21 protein-coding genes are annotated in these 26,052 nt (G+C 33.1%); 2 read left to right on the top strand and 19 right to left on the bottom strand.

What is annotated here, in order from left to right; all coding sequences use genetic code 11:
* Positions 1 to 145: 145 nt before the first annotated feature.
* The 5 genes from DWX29_RS06155 to DWX29_RS06175 all read right to left on the bottom strand — a co-directional run bounded on the left by DWX29_RS06155 (position 146) and on the right by DWX29_RS06175 (position 5,628).
* Complete coding sequence (locus DWX29_RS06155) at positions 146 to 1,225, bottom strand: FKBP-type peptidyl-prolyl cis-trans isomerase (protein ID WP_117909533.1); 1,080 nt, start codon at positions 1,223 to 1,225, stop codon at positions 146 to 148.
* 264 nt (positions 1,226 to 1,489) lie between these two features.
* Positions 1,490 to 2,944: an IMP dehydrogenase gene (guaB, locus tag DWX29_RS06160; protein WP_118565418.1), complete on the bottom strand. Its 1,455-nt coding sequence runs from the start codon at positions 2,942 to 2,944 to the stop codon at positions 1,490 to 1,492.
* Positions 2,945 to 3,061: 117 nt separating this feature from the next.
* Positions 3,062 to 3,568: a DUF6106 family protein gene (locus DWX29_RS06165; RefSeq protein ID WP_022089832.1), complete on the bottom strand. Its 507-nt coding sequence runs from the start codon at positions 3,566 to 3,568 to the stop codon at positions 3,062 to 3,064.
* A 16-nt stretch (positions 3,569 to 3,584) separates the two neighbouring features.
* A complete protein-coding gene (locus DWX29_RS06170; RefSeq protein ID WP_336306544.1) occupies positions 3,585 to 5,246 on the bottom strand; it encodes a DAK2 domain-containing protein in 1,662 nt (553 codons plus the stop codon).
* 22 nt (positions 5,247 to 5,268) lie between these two features.
* On the bottom strand, positions 5,269 to 5,628 hold the full coding sequence (locus tag DWX29_RS06175; RefSeq protein WP_118565419.1) for an Asp23/Gls24 family envelope stress response protein: 360 nt from the start codon (positions 5,626 to 5,628) through the stop codon (positions 5,269 to 5,271).
* A 383-nt stretch (positions 5,629 to 6,011) separates the two neighbouring features.
* On the opposite strand from DWX29_RS06175, the gene rpmB reads away from it, so the two are divergent.
* Positions 6,012 to 6,197, top strand: coding sequence for a 50S ribosomal protein L28 (gene rpmB / locus DWX29_RS06180; RefSeq protein ID WP_022089829.1), 186 nt, complete (start codon positions 6,012 to 6,014; stop codon positions 6,195 to 6,197).
* A 142-nt stretch (positions 6,198 to 6,339) separates the two neighbouring features.
* On the opposite strand, the gene DWX29_RS06185 is transcribed toward rpmB, so the two are convergent.
* From DWX29_RS06185 to DWX29_RS06230, 10 genes are all read right to left on the bottom strand, one after another.
* The gene (locus DWX29_RS06185) at positions 6,340 to 8,751 is read right to left on the bottom strand and encodes a homocysteine S-methyltransferase family protein (protein ID WP_118565420.1); all 2,412 of its coding nucleotides are present in this window, start codon (positions 8,749 to 8,751) and stop codon (positions 6,340 to 6,342) included.
* On the bottom strand, positions 8,741 to 9,418 hold the full coding sequence (locus DWX29_RS06190) for a vitamin B12 dependent-methionine synthase activation domain-containing protein (protein ID WP_118565421.1): 678 nt from the start codon (positions 9,416 to 9,418) through the stop codon (positions 8,741 to 8,743). The genes DWX29_RS06185 and DWX29_RS06190 overlap by 11 nt, the downstream gene beginning before the upstream one ends.
* Positions 9,419 to 9,426: 8 nt before the next feature.
* Positions 9,427 to 10,302, bottom strand: coding sequence for a methylenetetrahydrofolate reductase [NAD(P)H] (gene metF, locus DWX29_RS06195; RefSeq protein WP_117909540.1), 876 nt, complete (start codon positions 10,300 to 10,302; stop codon positions 9,427 to 9,429).
* A 287-nt stretch (positions 10,303 to 10,589) separates the two neighbouring features.
* Complete coding sequence (locus tag DWX29_RS06200) at positions 10,590 to 10,940, bottom strand: GerW family sporulation protein (RefSeq protein WP_022089825.1); 351 nt, start codon at positions 10,938 to 10,940, stop codon at positions 10,590 to 10,592.
* Positions 10,941 to 10,954: 14 nt separating this feature from the next.
* On the bottom strand, positions 10,955 to 11,950 hold the full coding sequence (locus DWX29_RS06205; protein WP_117909542.1) for a DUF2953 domain-containing protein: 996 nt from the start codon (positions 11,948 to 11,950) through the stop codon (positions 10,955 to 10,957).
* A gap of 19 nt (positions 11,951 to 11,969) precedes the next feature.
* Entirely contained in the window at positions 11,970 to 12,293 is a 324-nt protein-coding gene (locus DWX29_RS06210) for a hypothetical protein (RefSeq protein WP_117909544.1), read from the bottom strand.
* A gap of 13 nt (positions 12,294 to 12,306) precedes the next feature.
* Entirely contained in the window at positions 12,307 to 13,671 is a 1,365-nt protein-coding gene (locus tag DWX29_RS06215; RefSeq protein WP_118565422.1) for a hypothetical protein, read from the bottom strand.
* A gap of 14 nt (positions 13,672 to 13,685) precedes the next feature.
* Positions 13,686 to 14,942 (bottom strand): diaminopimelate decarboxylase, encoded by a 1,257-nt coding sequence (locus DWX29_RS06220; protein ID WP_117909548.1) that lies wholly within the window; start codon positions 14,940 to 14,942, stop codon positions 13,686 to 13,688.
* 20 nt (positions 14,943 to 14,962) lie between these two features.
* Positions 14,963 to 16,459, bottom strand: a complete 1,497-nt coding sequence (gene malQ, locus DWX29_RS06225; protein ID WP_117909549.1) for a 4-alpha-glucanotransferase — start codon at positions 16,457 to 16,459, stop codon at positions 14,963 to 14,965.
* A 25-nt stretch (positions 16,460 to 16,484) separates the two neighbouring features.
* Entirely contained in the window at positions 16,485 to 17,408 is a 924-nt protein-coding gene (locus tag DWX29_RS06230) for a hypothetical protein (RefSeq protein ID WP_117909551.1), read from the bottom strand.
* 270 nt (positions 17,409 to 17,678) lie between these two features.
* Between DWX29_RS06230 and DWX29_RS06235 the strand changes: the two genes are divergently transcribed.
* Positions 17,679 to 21,923: a 2-hydroxyacyl-CoA dehydratase gene (locus tag DWX29_RS06235; RefSeq protein WP_118565423.1), complete on the top strand. Its 4,245-nt coding sequence runs from the start codon at positions 17,679 to 17,681 to the stop codon at positions 21,921 to 21,923.
* 103 nt (positions 21,924 to 22,026) lie between these two features.
* On the opposite strand, the gene DWX29_RS06240 is transcribed toward DWX29_RS06235, so the two are convergent.
* From DWX29_RS06240 to hisF, 4 genes are all read right to left on the bottom strand, one after another.
* The gene (locus tag DWX29_RS06240) at positions 22,027 to 23,580 is read right to left on the bottom strand and encodes an ABC-F family ATP-binding cassette domain-containing protein (protein WP_118565424.1); all 1,554 of its coding nucleotides are present in this window, start codon (positions 23,578 to 23,580) and stop codon (positions 22,027 to 22,029) included.
* 24 nt (positions 23,581 to 23,604) lie between these two features.
* Positions 23,605 to 24,279 (bottom strand): uracil-DNA glycosylase, encoded by a 675-nt coding sequence (locus tag DWX29_RS06245; RefSeq protein ID WP_022089816.1) that lies wholly within the window; start codon positions 24,277 to 24,279, stop codon positions 23,605 to 23,607.
* 14 nt (positions 24,280 to 24,293) lie between these two features.
* Positions 24,294 to 25,181, bottom strand: coding sequence for a YegS/Rv2252/BmrU family lipid kinase (locus DWX29_RS06250; protein WP_118565425.1), 888 nt, complete (start codon positions 25,179 to 25,181; stop codon positions 24,294 to 24,296).
* A 101-nt stretch (positions 25,182 to 25,282) separates the two neighbouring features.
* A complete protein-coding gene (gene hisF, locus DWX29_RS06255) occupies positions 25,283 to 26,044 on the bottom strand; it encodes an imidazole glycerol phosphate synthase subunit HisF (RefSeq protein WP_118565426.1) in 762 nt (253 codons plus the stop codon).
* Between the last annotated feature and the right edge of the window lie 8 nt (positions 26,045 to 26,052).

Below are 26,052 nucleotides of genomic sequence, written 5' to 3' on the forward strand. Positions count from 1 at the left end.
TGCAAAATTACATCGTTCATATTATCTGTTCTATCTATCTTTATTGTCTTATTTATTTTTTCATTACTGACTTATAAATCAATTTTATTTAACAACTTTCCTGTATTTCAATAATAAAACTTGTAAACTTATTACAGTTTTATTTTTATTTTGGCAAGCTATAAGATTTTGTTATATTTGCATTATCGTACACAACATCCATAGCTTTATCAAGTAACACTGCTTCTTCAATTTCTTTATCAGTATAATCTTTCTTCATCTCTTCAACATTATCATATCCGCAATCAGCATATAATTCTTCGTATTTATCTTCGATTTCAGATGATGAAGCTGTCAAATTTTCTTTTTCAACAATTTTCCACATTACAAGATTAGATTTTACTTCATTTAAATATTCTTCCTGTAAGCTTTCTTCTGTATATCCTGAGAAATCATACAAATATTCATCAACTGTAATTCCATAAGAGTCTGCATAATATGCTGCATCCGAATCAAATTCTTCTTTTACACTATCATACATTTCCTGAGGATATCCATTCATTGTCGCATTATCAACTGCACTCTGCCATAAATCACTCTTTTTGTTTTCAAGAACATAATCCTCATTCCATTTATAGAATTCTTTTACTGTTGAGATTCCATAATCTTCATTATAATTATCCTTTACCCATTTATCTGTTACATCTTCTGTTTCTTCTTCGCTTACAGATACAAGTTTAAGCGTAAACTTAACGTTTTTGCCCGTGTAATCAGAATCTTTTTCCGCAACATAATTTATGTCATCTGTATCTTTTGCCTGATATTCTACTTTATCTCCTGCCTTATGTCCAACAACTGCATTTGTAAATTCTGCATAAAGGCTTTCTTCCTGTCCAACATATAATTCACAATTACTCTGGCTGATATTCTTGTCCTTTTCTCCGTCTACATAACCTGTATATGTAATTTCAACGCAATCGCCTTCTTTTGCTTCTCTGTCAACTTCTGTATATGTCTGTGTTTCTTCTTTTATTGATTCATCGATATCATCTTGTGTAACTTCACATGATAAACCTTTATATTCTCCTAATGTAATATAATCATCTAATTTACCGGATGTAATTCCTGCTTTTTTATCAATTTCCTTTTTAGGAACTACTGCCTTTTGATAATATACTGCCCCACCAAATGCAATTAATATAATCGCAATTAAGACCGGAACCCAAATCTTCTTTAATACTTTCATTACTTTCTCCTCATATAATTCAAATTTTATACACGTGTCAATTTTATAAGCAATCACTAAACTGCTTCATTTAGTAACCGTTATTTTTCAACTCATTTACACCTTTATCATTTTCTAAACAAAAATTAAGTATAATGACACCTCTGCATAATATAAAAGGACTTCTACATTCCGCAAAAGTCCTTTTAATTTTAACATATTATTATGATTTTACATAGTAAAATTTTATAATTCACAATTATTTCAAACTATATTAAGTAAATATTAAACTTCTGTACTATAGTTTGGAGCTTCTTTTGTGATATGGATGTCATGTGGATGACTTTCCTTTAATGAAGCTGCTGAAATTTTAACAAACTGTCCTGTTTCTTTTAATGTTTCAATGTCCTTAGCTCCACAATATCCCATACCTGATCTAAGACCACCCATTAACTGGAATACTGTATCTTCCAATGTTCCTCTGTAAGCAACACGTCCTTCAACACCTTCTGGAACAAGTTTCTTAGCATCTGTCTGGAAGTATCTGTCTTTACTACCATTTTCCATAGCAGCAATTGAACCCATACCTCTGTATACTTTGTATTTTCTTCCCTGGAATAATTCAAATGTACCAGGTGCTTCATCACAACCTGCAAACATTGAACCCATCATACAAACATTTCCACCTGCAGCGATTGCTTTTACAATGTCACCTGAAAACTTGATTCCACCATCTGCAATAATAGGTACTCCATATTCTTTAGCTACTTCGTAACAATCCATAACAGCTGTAATCTGTGGTACACCAATACCTGCAACAACTCTTGTTGTACAAATTGATCCAGGTCCAATACCGACCTTTACTGCATCTGCTCCTGCTTCGATTAAATCCTTTGTAGCAGCTCCTGTTGCAACATTACCTGCTATTACCTGTAAATCAGGATATTTATCTTTAATTAATTTTAAAGTATTAAAAATGTTCTGTGAATGACCATGAGCTGAATCAATTACAATAACGTCAACTTTAGCCTTTACTAAAGCATCTACTCTTTCAAGTACATTTGTTGTAATACCAACTGCAGCACCACAAAGAAGTCTTCCCTGTTCATCCTTTGCTGATAATGGGTATTTAATCTGTTTTTCAATATCCTTTATTGTAATTAATCCCTTTAAATTGAAATCGTCATCTACGATTGGAAGTTTTTCTTTTCTTGCCTTAGCTAAAATTGCTTTAGCTTCTTCAAGTGTAATTCCCTCTTTAGCTGTAATCAATCCTTCAGATGTCATTGAATCTTTAATCAACTTAGAACCATCTGTTTCAAATTTCAAATCACGGTTAGTAATAATACCAACTAATTTCTTTCCTACAACAATAGGAACACCTGAAATTCTGAATTTTGCCATTAAATCGTTAGCATCTTTTAATGTATGTTCTGGAGTTAAATAGAAAGGATCTGTAATAACACCGTTTTCAGAACGTTTTACTTTGTCTACTTCGTCCGCCTGTTCCTGGATTGACATATTTTTGTGGATAATACCTATACCACCCTGTCTTGCCATGGCGATAGCCATTCTGTGTTCTGTTACTGTGTCCATTCCGGCACTCATCATTGGAATGTTTAACTTGATAGACTTTGTTAAGTGTGTTGTTAAGTCAACCATATTAGGTGTAACCTGTGAGTACTGTGGTACTAACAAAACGTCATCAAAAGTAATTCCTTCACCAATAATTTTTCCCATTGGAATATTCCTCTCTTTCTCTTTATCTTTTTTGTTTTTAGTTATTAGAACTAACACTAACAAAATTTCTTTTTATTGTCAATAAATTACTTTCCATAAAGGAATGTAAATATTTAACTATCTGTTTGCAATTCTAACTATGCTTGGTCTTATTTTGTGTAATGCTTCAACCATTTTTTCATTTGGTTCAAAAATCATTTCCGTAATCCCATTTGCTTCGTTGAAAATAACAGCATATTTTAATTTTCCGGCTTCTCTTGATGAATAATCAAGAACCTTCATTTCATTATTAACACGGCGAAGAATTTCTTCACTGTCTGCATCTGCCATTATTTCTGCATTTTTCATATCAAATTCAGCAACTTTTTTTCTTTTTCTCTGTCCCATTATTTTATCAACAGAAATTTCACTGTTAAGTATTGAATATTCATATTCTACACTTGTCATCTGAAAAGCCATATATGTGAGATAAATGGCCAGTACACCTAATGTTACACCTAAAATTCCAAGAACTGCTGTAAGTAAAAAGCAACATATAACAATAAATATGCATCCTATTCTAATTCCAATTGCTGAAAGTGATGTTTTTGTTTTAACAATATATTCTACAAATGTTTCTTCCATACATATTCCTCCAAGCCTATTCCACTGATGCTATATAATAGTAAATTGGCTGTCCACCCGGATAAACTTCTACTTCTACGTCCGGAAGTGCTTTTTCAACTTTTTTTGCTAATTCATTTGCATCGTCTTCTGTCACATCGCTACCATAGTAAAGGCTGACAATTTCTGATTCTTCATCAACCATTTCACGAATCATATCAACTGTTGTATCAGCAATATCTTCACCTACTGAAAGGATTCCGTCATCACCTATACCCATAATATTTCCTTCATGAATTTCCTTATCATCAATAACTGTGTCTCTTACTGCGTAAGTTGACTGTCCTGTCTTTATATATGACATGTTTTCAATCATTGATTCCTTGTTTTCTTCTACTGAAGATTCTTGTACAAATCCAATCATAGCTGCAATTCCCTGAGGAACTGTCTTTGATGGAATTACAACAAGCTTTTTATCTTCAACTAAACTTTCAGCCTGCTGTGCTGCAAGAATAATATTCTTGTTATTAGGAAGAACAAATATTGTATCGGCATTTATCTTATCAACTGCCTCTAAAATATCTTCTGTGCTTGGATTCATTGTCTGACCACCTGAAATAATATAGTCAACTCCTAATCCCTTAAATATTTCATCTAAGCCTTCACCTACAGAAATTGCTACAAATCCATAGTCTTTTCTAGGCTCATTCTTTTTTTCTTCTTCCTGTTGAGCTGCTACTTTCTCAGCATCTTTAATTAATCTTTCCTGATGCTCTTCTCTCATATTATCAATCTTCATCTTTGAAAGAGATCCAAATGTAAGAGCTTTCTGAATAGCAAGTCCCGGATCATTAGTATGAACATGAACCTTTACTACTTCATCATCAGCAACAACTACAATAGAATCACCTATAGATTCAAGATATGCTTTAAATTCTTTTTCTGTTTCAATAGGCATTTCTTTATCTAAATTAATAATAAATTCAGTGCAGTATCCATATTTAATATCAAAATTATCTGTAACTTCTAATTTAGACTTGTCAACCGGTTTAGCTGCATCTTCTATTGTAAGGTCTATTTCTTTTCCAAGGAATGCATCGTAAGCACCCTTTACAACCTGCATTAATCCCTGTCCACCTGAATCAACAACTCCGGCCTGTTTTAAAACAGGAAGCATTTCAGGTGTCTGATTAAGTACATCATCACCATGTTTAATGATTTCATCAATCATTACTGTTAAATCTTCTTCTGTTTCAGCTACTTGTGCTGCTTTATCTGCCATTCCTTTTGCAACTGTAAGGATTGTACCTTCTTTAGGTTTCATAACTGCTTTGTATGCTGTTTCAACCGCTCTATTGCAGGCTTTTGCTAAAACCATTGCATCAATTTCTTCACATGTCTTAATTTCCTTTGTGAATCCTCTGAATAACTGGGAAAGGATAACACCTGAATTACCTCTGGCTCCTCTTAAGGAACCTGATGATATTGCTTTAGCAATTACTTTCATATCAGGATTTTCAATTCCGCCTACTTCTTTAGCTGCTGACATAATTGTTAATGTCATATTTGTACCTGTATCTCCATCCGGTACAGGGAATACATTTAATTCATTAATCCATTCTTTCTTTGCTTCAAGATTTTTTGCTCCTGCTAAGAACATTTTTTGAAACATACTAGCATCAATCTTATTAACCAAAATAATTTCCTCCTTGAGTAATTAGTTAGTCTATTACTCTAACTCCTTCAACATATATATTAATTTTCTTAACTGTCATTCCTGTATAAGCTTCTACTTTATACTTAACACTAGAAATAATATTCTCAGCTATTGTAGAAATATTAACACCATAAGCGATAATAACATGGAATTCTATTAAAATCTCATTATTTTCATCAATTGTAACATTTATTCCTTTTGATAAGCTGTCTCTCTTTAATAATTTAACAAGACCGTCTTTTACACTTACCATTGCCATACCAACAATACCAAAACATTCACATGCTGTTGTTCCGGCATATTTAGCAATTACTTCCGGGCTAATTAAAACCTGACCTAAATCAGTATTCATCTTTCCTTTCATATATATACCTCCTGTATATCTCAAAATCATTTTTATACATAGCTTACTATATTATACATTCTTTTCTAAAAAAATAAAAGCAGATTTTATCAACAGTTCAGCCAAGCGCCACTATACCATTAGGTTCAAAGACTGCTCACAGGCTATTGGGCCTAATGGTATAGTGGCATTTGGTGAGCCAAATAAGCGAGAAGTAGCAGATTTATCTGCGGATTCGAGCTTTTGGCTGAACTGTTTCTTATATAAATAGGTAATTTGTTGGATTTATTTTTATATTTATACAAAAAACTGTTGCAAATTGCAATATTTTCTGTTAGAATGCTCTTTGTGTCAGGTCAATTACGTTAATTTGACCTAATTGTTTTGTGTAAGGAGGTGCTATTATGGCTAAATGTGAAATTTGCGATAAGGGTGCTCATTTTGGTAACGCTGTGAGCCATTCTCATAGACGTTCAAATAAAATGTGGAAATCAAATATCAAATCTGTTAAAGTTAAAGTTAACGGAGGCGCAAAGAAAATGTACGTTTGTACTTCTTGCTTAAGATCAGGTAAGGTTGAACGTGCTTAATAAAAAAGAACCAACGCTGTTGGTTCTTTTTTATTTTTATATTTAAAATATCCAAACTTAACTCTATGTCAAGAATTGGAGTAGCACAATAATAAAACGGTGGTCAGATTTCCATCTATTACCACCGCTATTTTTATATTCTCTAACCTAAAACTTCTTTAGCAATATCTGCACTTCGTTTTGCATCCTTTGCATAATAATCGGCACCGATTTTCATTGCATAATCTTCAGTAAGCACAGCTCCACCGACCATTATTTTACAGTCAAGATTATTTTCCTTTAAAAGATTAATTGTATCTTCCATTGAACCTAATGTTGTAGTCATAAGTGCTGACAGTCCTACGAGTTTTACATCATTTTTCTTTACAGCTTCTACTACTTTCATTGGGTCCACGTCTCTTCCAAGGTCAATTACATTATAACCATAGTTTTCAAGAATTACTTTCACAATATTTTTTCCGATATCATGAATATCACCTTTTACAGTAGCTATTACAATCTTACCTTTTTGTTCTGACTGACCACCTTTAGCTGACATATAATTCTTAACTTCATCAAAACATACTTTTGCAACATCAGCTGCCATAATTAGCTGTGGAAGGAATATTTTTCCTTTTTCAAATTTGTCACCCACAACATCTAATGCCGGAATAAGCATATCATTTATTATTTCCATGGCGTCTTTATTTTCAAGATAAGCTCTTGTCAATTCTGCACCTTCATTTTTAAGTCCCTGTTCCATTGCCTTTAGCAATTTACTGTTCTTACCGTCATTTGCATCACCATTATCAGCTGGAACTGCGCCTTCTTTTGTTTTACTGTTTCCAACTACCTCTGTATATTCATCCGCATGGGAAATAAATTCCATTGAATTTTTATCTATATCTGCAAGCACCTTATAAGTTCTTACAGCCCATACCATTGACGGAACATTCGGATTCATAATAGGCAAATCAAGTCCATTTGTAAGTGCCATTGTCAAAAATGTCTTATTTACTAATTCTCTGTTTGGTAAACCAAATGAAATGTTCGATACACCCAAAACAGTTCTTAATCCTAATTCATTTTTAACAATATTTAATGCCTTTAAAGTTTCTCCTGCAGCTTTCTGTTCTGCTGAAACAGTTAAAACCAAACAGTCTATAATAATGTCTTCTTTTGGTATTCCATAGCTTAACGCTTTATTTAAAATTTTCTTTGCTATCTCTACTCGTCCTTTATAATCAGCAGGAATACCATTTTCATCCAATGCAAGTCCGATAACTGCAGCACCGTACTTCTTAACTATAGGTAGAATCGTGTCTAACACCTTATCTTCGCCATTTACCGAGTTTACAATTGCCTTACCATTATAAACTCGCAAAGCCGCCTCAATAACTTCCGGTTTTGTTGAATCGATCTGAAGTGGAACTGAAACAATGCTTTGAAGTTCTTTTACAGTCTTAATCATCATTTCTTTTTCATCGATTTCAGGATGACCAACATTTACATCTAATATTTCAGCTCCGGCTTCTATCTGTTCAGTTGCCTGTCCTAAAATATAGTCCATATCTTTTTCAACTAACGCTTGTTTAAAACGCTTTTTACCTGTAGGATTGATTCTTTCACCGATAATTCTTGGCTGATTAACTACTACAGTATTAATTGGAGAACATATTGCAAGTTGTCTTTCCTGTCTGTTTGATTCAAATTCATTATTCTTCTGTGCTTCTACAAGCATTGCTTTAACGGCACGAATATACTCAGGATTTGTACCACAACATCCGCCAAATATTCTAGCACCAAATTTTAGCATCTGTTTATAATCTTCAACAAACTGCTCAGGTGTTACATCATATTCATTTGTAACAGGGTCAGGCAAACCTGCATTAGCCTTTACAATTACCGGAATATCTGACCATTTTCCTATTTCTTCTACTATTGGTGCTAACTGGTCAGGCCCAAGAGAACAGTTTACACCAATTGCATCAACCCCAAGTCCCACAATTGTAAGTACCATTGCTGAGACTGAACATCCTGTGAAAGTTCTTTTATTTTCTTCAAATGTCATTGTAACAAACACCGGTAAGTTTGAATTTTCTTTAGCTGCCAAGACTGCTGCTTTTGTTTCTAACAAATCAGTCATTGTTTCAATTACAATTACATCTGCATCTTTTCCGGCAAGAATTTCTTCTTTAAAAATATCATATGCTTCTTCAAAGCTTAAACTTCCTGTTGGTTCAAGAAGTTGTCCTATAGGTCCTATATCAAGTGCAACGAAGCTTTCGCTTCCTTCACATGCTTTTCTACCGTTTTCAATTGCCTTTTTTATTATTTCTTCTGTTGAATATCCTGTACCCTTTAACTTATATCTGTTTGCGCCAAATGTATTTGCATAAACAATATCCGAACCGGCTTCAATATATTGTTTATGAATATCAATAATCCATTCCGGCTTTGTAATTCCCAAAGTTTCAGGAACCACTCCCATCTTCATTCCTTTTTTCTGAAGCATTGTTCCCATAGCTCCGTCTAAAACAATATATCCTTTTTTCAATAATTCTTTAACGTCCACAGTTCTTTCCCGCCTTCCTATATTGGCATTTTTCTCTAAAGCTGCAATTATCGCAACTCTTCTTGCTTGATGTATTAAGATTATGTCCCATACCAATTATACATGTAACTGATTTTGTAGGTGTAAGCATAAAACTATCATTAACACATACGCCTATCTGTTTTGATGCATTTACAACATTTAAAAACTGTTGTTGCAATTCTAACGGAAAATCATCATATCCAACACCAAATCTCCATGTATATTCATAATGAGGAAATTCATTTTTTATAATTTCTTCAACCTTGTCACATACCTGTTCCACTGCAGCTGAAGCCATGCTATCTATTATAGCCGCCTGTGCCATATCTCCTATCTGCTTTCTTCTAATCAAAGAGTCTACTCCTGAAGATAAAGTAACACACATCATGGCAATTTTTTCACATCCTTTAAGATGATTTTTTATTGCCTCTCCTTTTAATTCAAAATCCACACCATCTATAGAATAATCTTCATTTAAATCAAATACTCTATAAACATATTTAGGCTGTATAACCTTTAGCAATTCTTCACTACATATATCCAATATTTTTTTTGTATTATTGTCAGGTTTATTATCCCCATATCCTAAATATCTTAAAGCTTCATTTACATTTACATAGTCAAGTATTATGTCTTTATCTCTCATTTTATTCCTTATCTGTTGTGCTTAACCACACTTTCAACTCCTTCTGTAATTTTTCTTGCTACATAAGGATTGTTCATTGTATAAATATGTACACCATCAACTCCATTAGCTGCCAAATCAATAATCTGATTAATCGCATATGCAATTCCTGCATCTCTTAAAGCTTCCGGATTTGATTCATATCTCTGCATTATTCTTGATAATGATGCAGGAATACTTGCTCCACACATTGTAACCATTCTTTCAATCTGGCTCTTACTTGTTACAGGCATAATTCCGGCTTCAATCGGTACATTAATATCTGCAATTCTAGCTCTTTCCAGAAAATCGTAGAATACTCTATTATCAAAAAACAACTGAGAAATCAAATGGTCTGCTCCTGCATCCACTTTTTTCTTTAAGTTCTTTATATCATCAACTGCATCTTTTGCTTCCATATGTACTTCAGGATAACATGCTCCTGAAACATGGAATCCACCCTTGTCCATAATATATTTTGTTAAATCTGATGCATATGTAAAATCTTTTTTAGGTTCTAAGCCTTCAACTCTGTCACCTCTTAAGGCTAAAATATTGTCTATTCCCTCTTTTTTTAATTCTTCAAGAATCTTATCTATTTCATCCTTTGTGTTATTAATACATGACAAATGAGCTATTGTTTCTAATTTATATTCATTCTTAATTTTTGAGCAAATATCCTTTGTTATAGGATTTGTCACTCCACTTCCACCTGCTCCATAAGTAACACTAATAAAATCAGGTTTCAAATCCGTAAGTTTTTCTATTGTGTCATATACCGTTTCTATTCCACTTTCTTTCTTTGGTGGAAATACCTCAAAAGAAAATATTGTTTTTCCTTCTTCAAATAAATCTGCTATGTTCATTGTTCATTTACCTTTCTGTATTTTATTTGCATGAGCAAAAAAGATTATACCCTAAAATCAGGCACATAATTATTAAGCAGACCACTAAAAAAGTGCTACTTATTATTAACGCTATAGTCATTCCAAGCGCGACCCAAAATAAAGCAAATCCACAAACTTTTCCCATTTTAATTCCTAGTGTTTTTATATAGATATTATATGAAAAAAATTAATAAAAATAACCTATAAACAAGCCATTTTTATTAATTTATTTCTAAAAATCAATTGTAATAATTCTTAATTTTCATTTACTCTTCATCAAATGTATCTGCATCATCATTTTTACTTGTAAATTTATTAACAATATCAGGAACCATATCAATGATTCTCGAGAACCCATCCTGGTCATTTATACTGATAAGTTTTGAAGAACCATCTTTTATAACCAATACGGCACTTGGTGTTATCTTTCCACCAACTCCTCCACCTGCACTTGTGTCTTTTGAAAAAGTACCAACACCCATTCCAAAAGAAACATCAGCCATAGGAAGAATAATTGTATCTCCAACAGTTATTGCTTCACCTACAACAGATTTTGTAGTAATAAATTTTTCCATTGCTCTTAGTAAATCATCTGTGGCTTTTCTATCTTCTGACATATAAATACCTCCTGTCAACTAAACTTATCAATAACGGCATGCACTTCATCTTTCATATAAATCTGTAAAATATAAACACCTACAACTCCTATAGAAAAATGTCCCCACGCTCTGATTATTCCGTTAAATTTCTTGTTTTCAAAATCAGGTTCTATTTGAAAATTATCCATATTAAGCTTTAACGCAGTACATACAACTGCAATAACTCCAAGCATCTTTCCCGTCTTGTCCGGGCTGTCAAATCCAAACTCAAGTTTTCCTCTTATTTTTTTAGGTTTAAGTAACTTTACAATCTGCTTTGTCTTACTTTTAATATAGTTATATGCAGTTTTTACTTCTTCACTCTTTAAATAATCTATTAAATATTTAAATTTTTTTTGATTATTTTTAAATTTGTGTTTTGTGCTTCGAACCTTATGTTTTATTTTACCAAATAGTTTTCTACATTTAAACCATATATTTTTAACAAAATCTATTAACTGCTTTACTTTATAGTCTAAATCACTATTTTCTTCATCGGTTGATGATTCTTCTTTGTTAATATAAGACTGACGTTCATCTACATTTTCTTTATCTAAATTTTTCTGACTGTTTGCCAAAGCTTTTCCCTCAATGTTATCACCCTTAAACTCTTGTCCGGCTTTTATGAAATCATCACTCTCCACAGAATTCATATTTTTATCATTATCTTCTGTTCTGCCACGTTTTTCATATTTTTCGTCATTTTCAAATGTTTCATAAGAATCATCTGCATTTTCATCATTATCATCACTATAAATTTTAAATCCCAAAATTCTCAATGAATACTTCAATTCTTCACTATATTCCATATTAAAATGGAGAAGATGAAAAAGCCATCCTCCATGAATTCTTAAATAACTTTGCTCTTTATTTTTTATTCCTTCAATCTTATATGATGCCGGTAAAATAAACAACAGCGCAACTAAAGCAAGACTCGCCAGCAGAATAATTCCTATTATTTTTAATAAAATTAATAAAATATGTAACATTTTGCTCCTTCTGCTGCAATCAAGTGAAACTATGATTATTTTTCATATATTCTTTCAGTTTAAATTGCCCTGTTGCGCGGAAACAATCCATAATAATCAACTGGGTCATATCATAAGCTTCTTCCTTGCCTTTAGCTATACCATAAATCATAAGTTCCGAATTAAGATATCTCTTTTGTAAGAGCACATATGACGGATAAATGTCAAGGACATCCGTATCATTGAAGGGTGCAGCCAATACATAAATATTAAACTGCATTTTTCCTTCTTTTATTTTAGAGACAATATTATCCTTATCGTCCATCGCTTCATGTCCTATATACAAATCATCGCACCATTTCATATGCACCTCCTATTTATACAATCATCGATGAAATGATTTCTAAGCATCCCTTTTTTTCTGCCATATCAGTACATCCATGTAAACAATTGTATACGAAATCCTGTAATTCACTTATATTGTTGAAAAATACAGGTAATTCACTCAATGTTGCAGACATTATTGACTTCTTTATCAGCCTCTGACTATTAGCGAATTTGTCGACAAATTCTTTGTACAGATTTTCCTTTACCTTTTCTAAATATTCTTCATTTACCTTATCCTTATCCTGTTTTTTGTCAAATTCCACAAATAAACTTTCTGAATTTAACAGAGGAAGTCTTGATACCTTTTCATATGTTTTTTCAAGATTATTTCTGATAATGTCATCTTTATTCTTATCTAATATCTGGTCAACAATATCGTAATTCATTATATTGTGATAAAGTTCTTCCTGTTTGCCTTCTAATTTAACAAACATCGCCTCTAATTCTTCATTTGTCTTATGAGCAAATTTTCCTGTAAACATCAAATTAGTTTCACTGACAACTTCGCTACATATTGCTGTAATGTCATCATTTTCCTGACTCTCTGATGTATATAGCACAAGCAAAACATCATTAATCAATTCCTGCATCATCATATTTGCAGACACATTATCATCAATATAAGCTGTTAACTCTGATAATTTTTCAGAAAATTCATTAACTTCATCTTCTGTTATATTCTTCAAATCATATTTATCTAATTCTTCAAATGTATCATGAATTTCCGGATATAAAAGTTTGTAATCTTCCTTTTCTTCTAAAATAGCACTTGTTCTTATTCTATAAACAAAATCATCTAAACTACTCTTTTCGCCCTGATTATATACATCTAATCCCGAATTTACATATTCAAAAAACTTTGATTTAGTCATTCTGATTGGAAGCTGACCTATAATTTCACATATTTTACTGTTAATTATTGTCGCGTCTTCATCATCGAATATATATTTCATTATTTTTCTTGTAAATTCTTCATCACTATAATTTGCCGGCATATCATAATCGTGATATTTATATTCAACTCTGTTGTACGCAAATTCGTATACATTATACTTATCTACATAATATGTTAAGGCCTGCATTTTTCTAATGATGTTATTACGCATATCCTCAACTACACTTATATCTTCTTCACTCATGTCTGCAATAACTTCATTCATCTTATTTAATTCTAAGACAATATCAGAACTTATTACATCATTTTCATCCTGCTGCATCTGCAAAAAAGTATAGTAGTTAAGCGCAAGTCTGATATATGCAAATTTATTATTTATTTCACTAAATCCATCTGCATATTTTTTTAGATTATCATCTATATTTTTACCCTTAGAAATCTCATTAATTATCTGTCTCATATTTTCCTCCATGACTATTTCATTATGTCACAGAAATCAAATGTAGCAAAATAATCTTTTGGAGTTTCTGCTCTACGAATTAATTTTACGCTTCCATCTTCCTGTAACAATAATTCTGCAGAACGAAGTCTTCCGTTATAATTATATCCCATTGAGAATCCATGAGCTCCTGAATCATGAATTACAAGGAAATCTCCCATATCAATCTTTGGCAATTTTCTGTCTACTGCAAATTTGTCATTATTTTCGCATAATGAACCAACAATATCATATGTATGGTCGCAAGGTTCATTTTCCTTACCCATAACAGTAATATGATGGTAAGCTCCATACATTGCAGGTCTCATCAAGTTAGCAGCACATGCATCTACGCCAATATATTCTTTGTAAATATGCTTTTCATGTACAGCCTTTGTTACAAGTGCACCGTATGGTCCCATCATGAATCTTCCCATTTCAGTATAAATAGCTACATCATCCATTCCTGCAGGTGTAAGCACCTCTTCATATACTTTTCTTACTCCCTCGCCAATAACCATAATATCATTTGGTTCCTGATCCGGTCTGTAAGGTATTCCAACACCACCTGATAAATTGATGAATTTAATGTGTGCTCCTGTCTTTTCTTTTAATTCAACTGCAAGCTCAAAGATTGTCTTGGCAAGTCTTGGATAATATTCATTTGTAACTGTATTACTAGCTAAAAATGCATGAATTCCAAAATTCTTTACGCCTTTTTCTTTTAAAATCTTGTAAGCTTCAATAATCTGTTCGTGAGTCATTCCATATTTAGCATCTCCCGGATTATCCATAATTCCGTTACATGCTTCAAAAACTCCACCCGGATTATATCTGCAACTTACAGTTTCAGGAATGCCTGCTTCTTTTTCCATGAAATCAATCATTGTAATATCATCAAGATTAATAATTCCACCAAGCTTTGCGCAGTATCCAAATTCACCTTCAGGTGTTTCATTTGAAGAGAACATAATCTCATCGTCTCTAAACCCTAATTTGTCAGCAATCATAAGTTCTGTATATGATGAACAGTCAACACCACATCCGACTTCTTTTAACTTCTTTATGATAAATGGATTTGGTTCAGCTTTAACAGCAAAATATTCTCTAAATCCCTTATTCCATGAAAATGCTTCATTAACTTTTCTTGCATTCTCCATAAAACCCTTTTCATCATAAATATGATATGGCGTAGGATAAGTCTTTTCAATTTCCTTAAGTTGTTCAAGTGTTACAAACGGTTTCTTTTCCATTTTTTCAGTCCTCCTAATAATTATCTGCCGTATATATCGGTTAAATATCTAAGTCTCTCAACTTCTTTATCACCAAACTGGTTTTTGGTCATTCTCCAACGCCAGTTAGTTCCCATTGATGATGGCAGATTCATTCTGCCAATATTGCCAACTTTTAAAACATCCTGCATTTGGAATATTACAACATTCGCCACGCTGGCATAGGCGCATGTAAATAATTTATCCACAATATCTTCAATCGAGCCATGTCTACATTCTAAAAATTCTCTTATGTAACCAAGCTCCCAATATTGCAGACCAGTAAAATATCCCATTAATGTATCATTATCATGAGTTCCACCATAAGCCACAGTATTTTTTGTCCAAAAATATGGTAAATGTTCATTCTTTCTGTCTCCATCAAATGCAAACTCCAAAACCTTCATTCCCGGGAATCCACTTTTTTCAAGTACTTCCACTACTTCAGGTATTTTTACGCCTAAATCTTCAGCAATAATTTTCTTGTCTCCTATTGCTTGCGATATAGCTTTTATAAGTTTCATTCCCGGACCTTTTTCCCATTTTCCATTTCTGGCATCCTCATCCTCTGCCGGAATCGTATAATATTTTGTCATTCCAATAAAATGATCAATTCTAACTATATCGTATAGTTTCGCAGAGTGTTCCATTCTTTTTCTCCACCATGAAAAATCATCTTTTTCTAACTTATTCCAATCATATAATGGATTTCCCCATCTCTGGCCCAAATCAGAAAAAGCATCAGGTGGAACTCCTGCAACCTTTTTTGCCTCCAGATTTTCATCCAGTTGAAAAATTTCAGGATGAGACCATACATCTGCTGAATCCATAGCGACATAAATTGGTATGTCTCCTATTATTTCAATTCCTTTTTCGTTGGCATACTCTTTTAGTTTAAACCATTGTTCGAAGAATTTAAACTGTAAAAACCTATAGAAATCCAGTTCATCTGAAAATTCTTCTATCTTTTTATCTAACGCTTCCTGCTTTCTGAATCTTATATCCTCTTCCCAATCCTGCCACGAAGTCGACTCAGCATCATTTTTGCATACACAATACAAGCAGTAATCATCAATCCAAAAATCATTTTCTTTAACAAATTCTTTATATTCTTTCAATGCCTTGTGATTACTATTCTTATAAGCTTCTTTTAAAACAATAAATCTGGAATTATATATCAAACCATAGTCAACATACTGTTCTTCAATGTTCCATCTAAAACTATCTACATATTCTTTTGTAATCAGGCCTTCTTCAATTAGAGTATCCAAATCAATAAAATAAGGATTACCTGCAAACGCAGAAAAAGAAGCGTATGGGCTATCTCCATAACTTGTTGTTCCAAGAGGCAAAACCTGCCAATATTTTTGTCTTGCACCAACTAGTCTGTCGACAAATTCATATGCATCCTTTCCAAAAGAACCTATTCCATAAGGTGACGGAAGGCTGCTAATATGCATCAATATTCCCGCTCCTCTTTCAAATTCTTTTTGAGCCATATATATTTTATTCCTCCATTTTCAATTAACAATGTGTATGTGTAAATAAATGGTCCTGACAGTACTCTTTATTTCCACTACATTTTGAGCAATATCTGAAAGTCAAATTAGGATCATCTAATTCTGTTCTTCCACAGATTGCACATTTATGCTTAGCACCATTTTCATATTTAGGCTGTGTAGCCTGACGTATATTCTTTCGATATTCTCTTTTTCGTTTTATCTGATATGGTGATAATTTATTTCTTGTTTGAAAGAAGAAAATCATAAAATTAAGTAACGATGTAATTACCATCATTCTTGTTACCCATGAGCCTTGAAGTATTTCTACAAAAATGAATGCTCCATATAATACTCCTAACCATTTTACCTTTATAGGAATTATGAAATAAAGCAATACCTCAGCATCAGGATAAGTAGCTGCAAATGCAAGGAAAATTGACATATTAATATAATAGGTACTTACAAAATTACCTATTCCCATACCAATGCCTCTGTATATTACTGCTAAATCCGTTACACTTGTGCCACTATAGCTCATGCCAACTGCATTTAACACTGTCTCATATTCACCTGTTGTGTTACACATTATTATTAAAATTGCATATAAAAGAAATGCACCTATAATCGTAAATAGCATTCCTGAAAAAATGTATACGTTATATCGATACTTTCCCCATGTATATTCAAGATTGTTTCCTACTGAATAATAAAAGAAAAGCATAATTATAGTAAACAGTCCTAATGTCTCAGGCATTGTAACTACCCATGTTACAATTCTCCAAATCTGTCCATGTAATATTAAATATGGATCAAATGTAATATATTCATATAAATCCGGGAACAAATAATAAATTGCATAACCTATGGCATATCCGATTACTAAATATAGGGATAAATTGCTAATTGCGTATCTGCTGAATTTTCTTTCAAAGTTTGATTGTTTCATAGAAATCTCCTATTCTAAAATCTTATACAAGTATAATTTTATTAGTATCTTTTGTCAAACATACAATACATTTTTTACATATCTTTTTTGGCACATTCAAATGTTACACCCTGATTGTTAAATTTTAATTAAAAAATCAGGACATTTTTAAAAACAATTCACAAATTTGTTACTCTTATGTACTTATTTATATGTTGTTATTTGTCGCAAATTATAATATAATGTATAACGTTTATGGATTTTTATAACTTAAGAGGAAGGTAAACAACAATGAATGATAAAGCATATTACAGCCTTGGTATTGACATTGGCTCAACAACTGTAAAAATTGCAATTTTAAATAATGATAATGAAATTATGTTTGCTGACTATGAGCGTCACTATGCAAATATTCAGGAAACTTTAGCCGGATTATTAAAAAAGGCTAAAGAAAAATTAGGTGACATTACCTTATCACCTATGATTACAGGTTCAGGCGGACTTACTTTGTCAAAGCACTTAGGAGTTCCATTTGTTCAGGAGGTTGTAGCTGTTTCTACAGCATTAAATGATTATGCACCTCAGACAGATGTTGCAATTGAACTTGGTGGCGAAGATGCAAAAATAATTTATTTTACAAATGGAATTGAACAGCGTATGAACGGTATCTGTGCTGGTGGTACAGGTTCTTTCATTGACCAGATGGCTTCTCTTCTTCAGACTGATGCCAGTGGTTTAAATGAATACGCTGCTAATTATCAGGCAATTTATCCAATTGCCGCACGTTGTGGTGTATTTGCCAAAACAGATATTCAGCCATTAATTAACGAAGGTGCTACAAAAGAGGATTTAGCTGCTTCTATTTTCCAAGCAGTTGTAAACCAGACCATTTCGGGTTTGGCATGCGGAAAACCTATTCGTGGTACAGTTGCATTTTTAGGAGGGCCTCTTCACTTCCTTCCTGAATTAAAAAATGCATTTATAAGAACTCTTAATCTCGATGATGAACATATTGTTGCACCTGAGCATTCACATTTATTTGCTGCTACAGGTTCTGCAATGAATCACGATTCAAAAGTTTTAGTTAATATAACAGATTTGTATAACCGTCTTTCTAAAGGAATTAAGATGGATATGGAAATCAAACGTATGGAACCTTTATTTAAAAATGAAGCTGAATATACTGAATTTACTGTAAGACACAACAAAGATACAGTAAAGAAAGGTGATTTAAGCACTTATTCAGGAAAATGTTTCTTAGGTATAGATTCAGGTTCTACTACTACTAAGGCAGCTGTTGTCGGAGAAGATGGAACTTTATTATATTCATTCTACAGCAGTAATAATGGAAATCCTTTGGCAACTATTATTGGTGCAATTAAAGATATTTACTCTAAATTGCCTAAAGATGCTGAAATTGTACGTTCTTGTTCTACAGGATACGGTGAGGCTTTAATTAAAGCGGCTTTAATGCTTGATGAAGGTGAAGTTGAAACTGTTGCACATTATTATGCAGCTGCATTCTTTGAACCTGACGTTGACTGTATTCTTGATATCGGCGGTCAGGACATGAAATGTATTAAGATAAAGAATCAGACTGTAGACAGCGTCCAGTTAAATGAAGCCTGCTCATCAGGTTGTGGTTCTTTCATTGAAACATTTGCTAAATCGCTTAATTACTCAGTTGTCGATTTTGCTAAAGAAGCTTTATTTGCAAAGAATCCTACAGACCTTGGTACACGTTGTACAGTATTTATGAATTCAAATGTAAAACAGGCACAAAAAGAAGGTGCAAGCGTTGCAGATATTTCTGCCGGACTTGCTTATTCTGTTATTAAGAATGCTTTATATAAAGTTATTAAAATCACAGACCCTAAAGACCTTGGGGAAAAAGTTGTTGTTCAGGGTGGAACATTTTACAATGATGCTGTTTTAAGAAGTTTTGAAAAAATATCAGGATGTGAAGCTATCCGTCCTGACATTGCAGGTATTATGGGTGCATTTGGTGCTGCCCTTATTGCAAGAGAACGTTATCACGGCGAAGCAACAACAATGCTTTCTATCGATGCAATTAACAAATTTGATTACACAACAACAATGACACGATGCAAAGGTTGTACAAACAACTGTATGCTTACTATAAATAAATTTATTGACGGACGACGTTTCATAAGCGGAAACCGTTGTGAAAAAGGTCTTGGAAAAGAGAAAAATAAAGATAACATTCCTAACTTATTTGAATATAAATTCCACAGAATGTTTGATTACGAACCATTGTCTGAGGAAAATGCTAAACGAGGAACTGTAGGAATTCCACGTGTACTTAATATGTATGAGAATTTTCCATTCTGGGCTACTTTCTTTAAAAGATTAGGATACAGAGTTGTTCTCTCACCTGAGTCTTCAAGAAAAATATATGAATTAGGTATTGAATCAATTCCTAGTGAATCAGAATGTTATCCTGCAAAGATTGCTCACGGTCATGTTACCTGGTTAATCAGAAACGGTATTGATTTTATTTTCTATCCGTGTATACCATACGAAAGAAATGAAACACCGGATGCTAATAACCACTACAACTGCCCTATTGTTACATCTTATGCAGAAAATATAAAAAATAACGTTGAAGAATTAAACGATAATTCTATCAAATTTATGAATCCGTTTATGGCTTTAACAAATGAGGGAACTATTACAAGCCGACTTGTTGAAGAATTTTCAAAAGAATTTGATATTCCTAAAGCCGAAATTACTCAGGCTGCACATGTTGCATGGGTAGAATTATTAGCTTCAAGAGATGACATTCGCAAAAAAGGCGAAGAGACATTAGCATATATAAAGGAACATAATCTTCACGGTATCGTACTTGCAGGTCGTCCATACCATGTTGACCCTGAAATCAACCACGGTATTCCTGAAATGATTAACAGTTATGGTCTTGCCGTTTTAACAGAAGATTCTATTTCACATTTAGCTCCTGTTGAAAGACCTTTGATTGTATCTGACCAGTGGATGTACCATTCAAGACTTTATGCAGCTGCTAACTATGTAAAAACAAGAGATGATCTTGATTTAGTTCAGCTCAATTCATTTGGATGTGGTCTTGATGCCGTTACGACTGACTGCGTAAATGATATTTTAACTAAATCAGGAAAGATTTACACTGTTCTTAAAATCGATGAAGTTAATAACTTAGGCGCTGCAAGAATCAGAATACGTTCTCTTCTTTCAGCCATTAGAATAAGAAAAGAAAGAAATTATCAAAGAGACATCAAGCCATCTTCAATCAAAAAAGTTGAATTTACAAAGCAGATGTTTGATGAAAAATATACAATACTTACACCTCAGATGAGTCCAATTCACTTTAAGATGCTTCAATCTGCAATGAATTCATGTGGATACAACTTTGAAGTTCTTCCAAGTGAACAATCATGCATTGATATGGGTCTTAAGTATGTTAACAATGATGCCTGCTACCCTTCACTTATTGTTGTAGGTCAGATTATGGAAGCATTATTATCTGGAAGATATGATTTACACAAAGTGGCTGTTGTTATTACTCAGACAGGCGGCGGATGTCGTGCTACTAACTATATCGGATTTATCAGACGTGCATTAGAGAAAGCCGGATTAGAATACATTCCTGTTCTTTCCCTTAGTTTATCCGGTATTGAAAAGAACAGTGGATTTAAGATTACTCCTAAATTTGCAGTTAAAGCAGTTCAGGCAGCAATGTACGGCGATTTATTTATGAGAGTTGTATACAGAACAAGACCTTATGAAGTAAATCACGGCGAAACAGATGCACTTCATAAAAAATGGGAAGATAAATTATGTGCTGAACTTGCAGATAATAAATTTGGAATGAAACGATATAAAAATAATCTTCGCAAGATTGTTGAAGAATTTGATGCTATTCCTGTAAAAGATATTAAAAAACCACGTGTTGGTATTGTTGGTGAGATTCTTGTTAAATTCTCTCCTACTGCTAACAATGACCTTGTAAACTTATTGGAATCTGAAGGTGCTGAAGCCGTTATGCCTGACCTTGTAGACTTCTTCTTATATGGATTTAGAAACTCTACATTTAAGGCCGAAAAATTAGGTTTTAAAAAATCATCAGTAATTCTAAGTACCATTGGAATAAAAGCTATAGAATACTTCAGAAAAACAGCTAAGGAGGCTTTAATAAAGAGCAAACACTTCACTCCTACAAGCGATATTTGGGAAATGGCTGAAATGGCTGAAGAAGTTGTATCAATCGGCAACCAAACCGGTGAGGGTTGGTTCCTTACAGGTGAAATGCTTCACTTAATAAAAGACGGAGTTCCAAACATCGTTTGTACACAGCCTTTTGCCTGTCTTCCAAATCATATTGTTGGAAAGGGTGTTATTAAAAAACTTCGTGCAATGCACCCTGAAGCAAATATTGTAGCTGTTGACTATGATCCCGGTGCAAGTGAAGTTAACCAGTTAAATAGAATTAAACTTATGCTTGCAACTGCAAATAAAAGATTAAAAGAAAAGCAAAATTAAAACATATACCATTTGGTACATTACACAAAACAAGGCATAGGTTCGAAATGAACCTATGCCTTGTTTTGTGATATTCTATCTAATTTATTATATGTCTTATATCTTAATCTAACAGACTCCACTGGCTTACATCCCACACATCTGTTACCCAATCCTCATAAAAATCAGGTTCATGACATACCATAAGTATGCTTCCCTTGTATTCTGTAAGCGCTCTTTTTAATTCTGCCTTAGCATCTACATCCAAATGATTTGTAGGTTCGTCAAGAACCAAAAGATTTGTTTCTCTGTTAATTAATTTGCAAAGACGGACTTTTGCCTGCTCTCCTCCGCTTAACACTCTTATCTGACTTTCAATATGATTTGTAGTAAGTCCACATTTAGCCAACGCGCTTCTTACTTCATATTGGTTAAATGAAGGGAATTCATCCCAGATTTCCTCAAGGCATGTAGAACGGTTTTCTTCCTTTATTTCCTGTTCAAAATAGCCTATTTGCAGATAATCTCCCAATTCAACTTTTCCATCTATAGGTTTAATTTCTCCTAAAATACTTCTTAAAAGAGTTGTTTTTCCAATACCATTTGTTCCTATTACTGCAATTTTCTTTCCTCTTTCCATAGACAAATTAAGTGGCACAGATAATGGCTTATCATATCCGATTACCAGATTCATTGTGTCTATTATAAATTTGCCGGACGTCCTTGCTTCCTTAAATCTAAATTCCGGTTTTGGTTTTTCTCCTGCAAGTTCAATTAAATCCATATTATCAAGTTTTTTCTGCCTTGACATTGCCATGTTTCTTGTTGAAACTCTAGCTTTATTTCTTGCCACAAAATCCTTTAAATCAGCAATTTCTTTTTGCTGTCTGTTATATGCAGCCTCAAGTTGTGCCTGTTTTACGGCGTGTACTTCTTTAAACTTATCGTAATCGCCTACATATCTGTCCAGTTTTTGATTTTCCATATTATAAATCAAATTAATAACACTATTTAAAAACGGTATATCATGTGATATTAAAATAAAAGCATTCTCATAATCCTGTAAATATCTCTTTAACCATTCAATATGTTCGGCATCCAAATAGTTTGTCGGTTCATCAAGCAATAAAATGTCAGGCTTTTCTAACAATAGTTTTGCAAGCAATACCTTTGTTCTCTGACCACCACTTAAATCATTTACATCTTTATCAAGTCCTAAATCTGTTAATCCAAATGCCCTTGCTATTTCTTCTACCTTTGAATCTATCAGATAAAAATCATGCATTGTAAGCATATCCTGAATAACGGCAAGTTCATCCATATATATTTCAAGTTGCTTCTCATCCGCATCACCCATTTTATTGCAAATGTCATTCATGTTTTCTTCCATTTCAAACAGGAAGTCAAATGCCGATTTTAAAACATCCTCTATTGTCATTCCTTTTTCTAAAACGATATGCTGGTCTAAATATCCTACTCTGACATTTTTAGCCCATTCAACTCTGCCTTCGTCAGGTTGCAATTTACCTGTTATTATATTCATAAACGTTGACTTACCTTCACCATTCGCTCCAACAAGTCCTATATGTTCACCTTTTAATAATCTAAATGATACATCATCAAAAATTGCTCTATCGCCAAAACCATGTGTTAAATGTTCTACATTTAATATGCTCATATTTTTCCTTTCATCTTAGGTAAATTAAATATTTTCTATTTGCCAGTCTATTGGTTCTATTCCATTTGCCTTTAAGAATTCATTTGCTTTGCTAAAATGCTTGCATCCGAAAAATCCTCTATATGCTGAAAGTGGACTTGGATGTGGACATTTTAATACAAGATGTTTTGGATTAGTTAACATCTTAGCTTTCTTTTGTGCAGGCGAACCCCACAAAAATATTACTATTGGCCTGTCCTGTGCATTTACGGCTTCTATAACCGCATCCGTAAATTGCTCCCAGCCATGTCCCTGATGTGAATTTGCCTGATGAGCTCTAACTGTTAATACTGTGTTAAGCAATAACACTCCCTGATCTGCCCATTTTTTCAAATATCCGTTATTTGGTATATAACATCCCAAATCATCATGCAATTCTTTATAAATATTTTGAAGCGATGGTGGTATGTCATTTCCCGGCAATACTGAAAAGCTTAATCCATGCGCCTGATTTACATTATGATATGGGTCCTGCCCAAGCAGCAATACTTTTACATCCTTAAGTGGTGTAAAATGAAATGCATTAAATATATCTTCTGCCGGAGGATATACTATTGTTTTACTGTATTCATCTTTAACAAAACTATATAATTCTTTGTAGTATGGTTTAGAAAATTCAGGCTGTATTGCTTCTAACCAATCATTTGTTATCATTCCCATTTATTTAACCTCTGTCAAATATTGTTACCAACTATTTCTTCTACGAACTGCGGATCATTATAAACTTTTATTGCACTTTTCTCGATTCTGATTTTAAATTCAGTATCTGTTAGCATTTCTCCGTCAACATTACATGTTACAGGAATATCTGACTGAATTTTTAATCCTTTGTCTGTGTATCTTACCACTCTCTTTGACTTTTCATGTCTTCCGTTTTTTAATTTTAATAAAAGTCCCGGTATTAATATTTTAGGCATTTTATCAACCATATATATTTCAAAATATCCGTCGTCTATTAACGCATGTGGAGCAATTCTATGTCCTCCACCATAATACTGTCCATTACATACAGTAACTATTGTATACTCACCTTTTTTTGACTGTTCGCCAAATATTGTAGTCAATTCTTTAAATTTATATTTAAAATACGAATAAATAATGCTGCATGTGTATCTTTGTCCAACAGGTATCCACTTCTTCTGTCTTATTACACTTATGTTATTTGCTATATCAGCATCTAAGCCTATGCATGCAATATTTATAAAATACTTGTCATTGATAATTCCTAAGTCACATCTGTGTTCGCCTTTTCCAAGTGCAGACAATGTTCTGTAAAAATCATTTCCGCTTCCTGCCGGTATAACACCTACCGTCATATGCTTCTTAACAACACCATTTATTATTTCATTTAAATTTCCATCTCCACCTACTGAAAACACAATGCTTTCTTCATCATTAGGAATGCTTTCTGCCACTTTTCTTGCTTTACCAAACCCATCAGTGTAATGAATTTCATATTTTATATCTCTAAGCCTGCATGCCTTATCTATTCTTTCAATAAATCCTTCTTTATCATTGGCAAATCTGCCACTTTCAGGATTGATTATAAAATAATATTTCATTTTAATCTCTCGCTCTATATAATAATCTATATTGCCTTAACTTTAAATTAAGGCTATTGTCTGGAAAATTCTATATACTGAATCTTAATTCGTTTTTCCAATTATATTCTAACCTGAACACCTTTTTCCTTAAGATAATGTTTCAGGTCATTTATTTCTAATTCTTTGTAGTGAAATAATGATGCTGCCAATGCTGCATCAGCTTTTCCTTCTGTCAATGCATCATAAAAATGTTCTTTTTTACCTGCTCCACCTGATGCAATTACAGGTATTGACACATTTTCAGATATGATTCTTGTAAGTTCTACATCATATCCCCTCTTAACTCCATCGCAGTCCATACTTGTAAGAAGTATTTCTCCTGCTCCTAATTTATCTACTTTACGCGCCCATTCCACAGCGTCTATTCCAACATCTACTCTTCCACCATTTTTGTAAATATTCCAGCCCGAGCCGTGTGCTCTTCTTTTTGCATCTATAGCAACAACTACACACTGGCTTCCAAATTTATCTGCGGCATCACTTATAAGTCTTGGATTCATAATAGCCGATGAGTTTATTGATATCTTATCGGCTCCCTCTCTAAGTAACGTTTTGAAATCATCTACTGTTCTGATTCCGCCTCCAACCGTAAATGGTATAAAAACCTGCTCAGCTACTCTTCTTACCATATCTACAACTGTATTTCTATTGTCAGATGATGCTGTAATATCAAGGAACACCAATTCATCTGCTCCCGCCTTATTGTATGCCTTTGCTACCTCTACAGGGTCGCCTGCATCACGCAAATTTACAAAATTTACTCCTTTTACAACTCGGTTATTATTAACATCCAAACAAGGTATAATTCTCTTTGTGTGCATATTTTCCT

It is taken from the genome of Eubacterium sp. AF19-12LB (assembly GCF_003479125.1).
Lineage (GTDB): Bacteria > Bacillota > Clostridia > Lachnospirales > Lachnospiraceae > Eubacterium_U > Eubacterium_U album.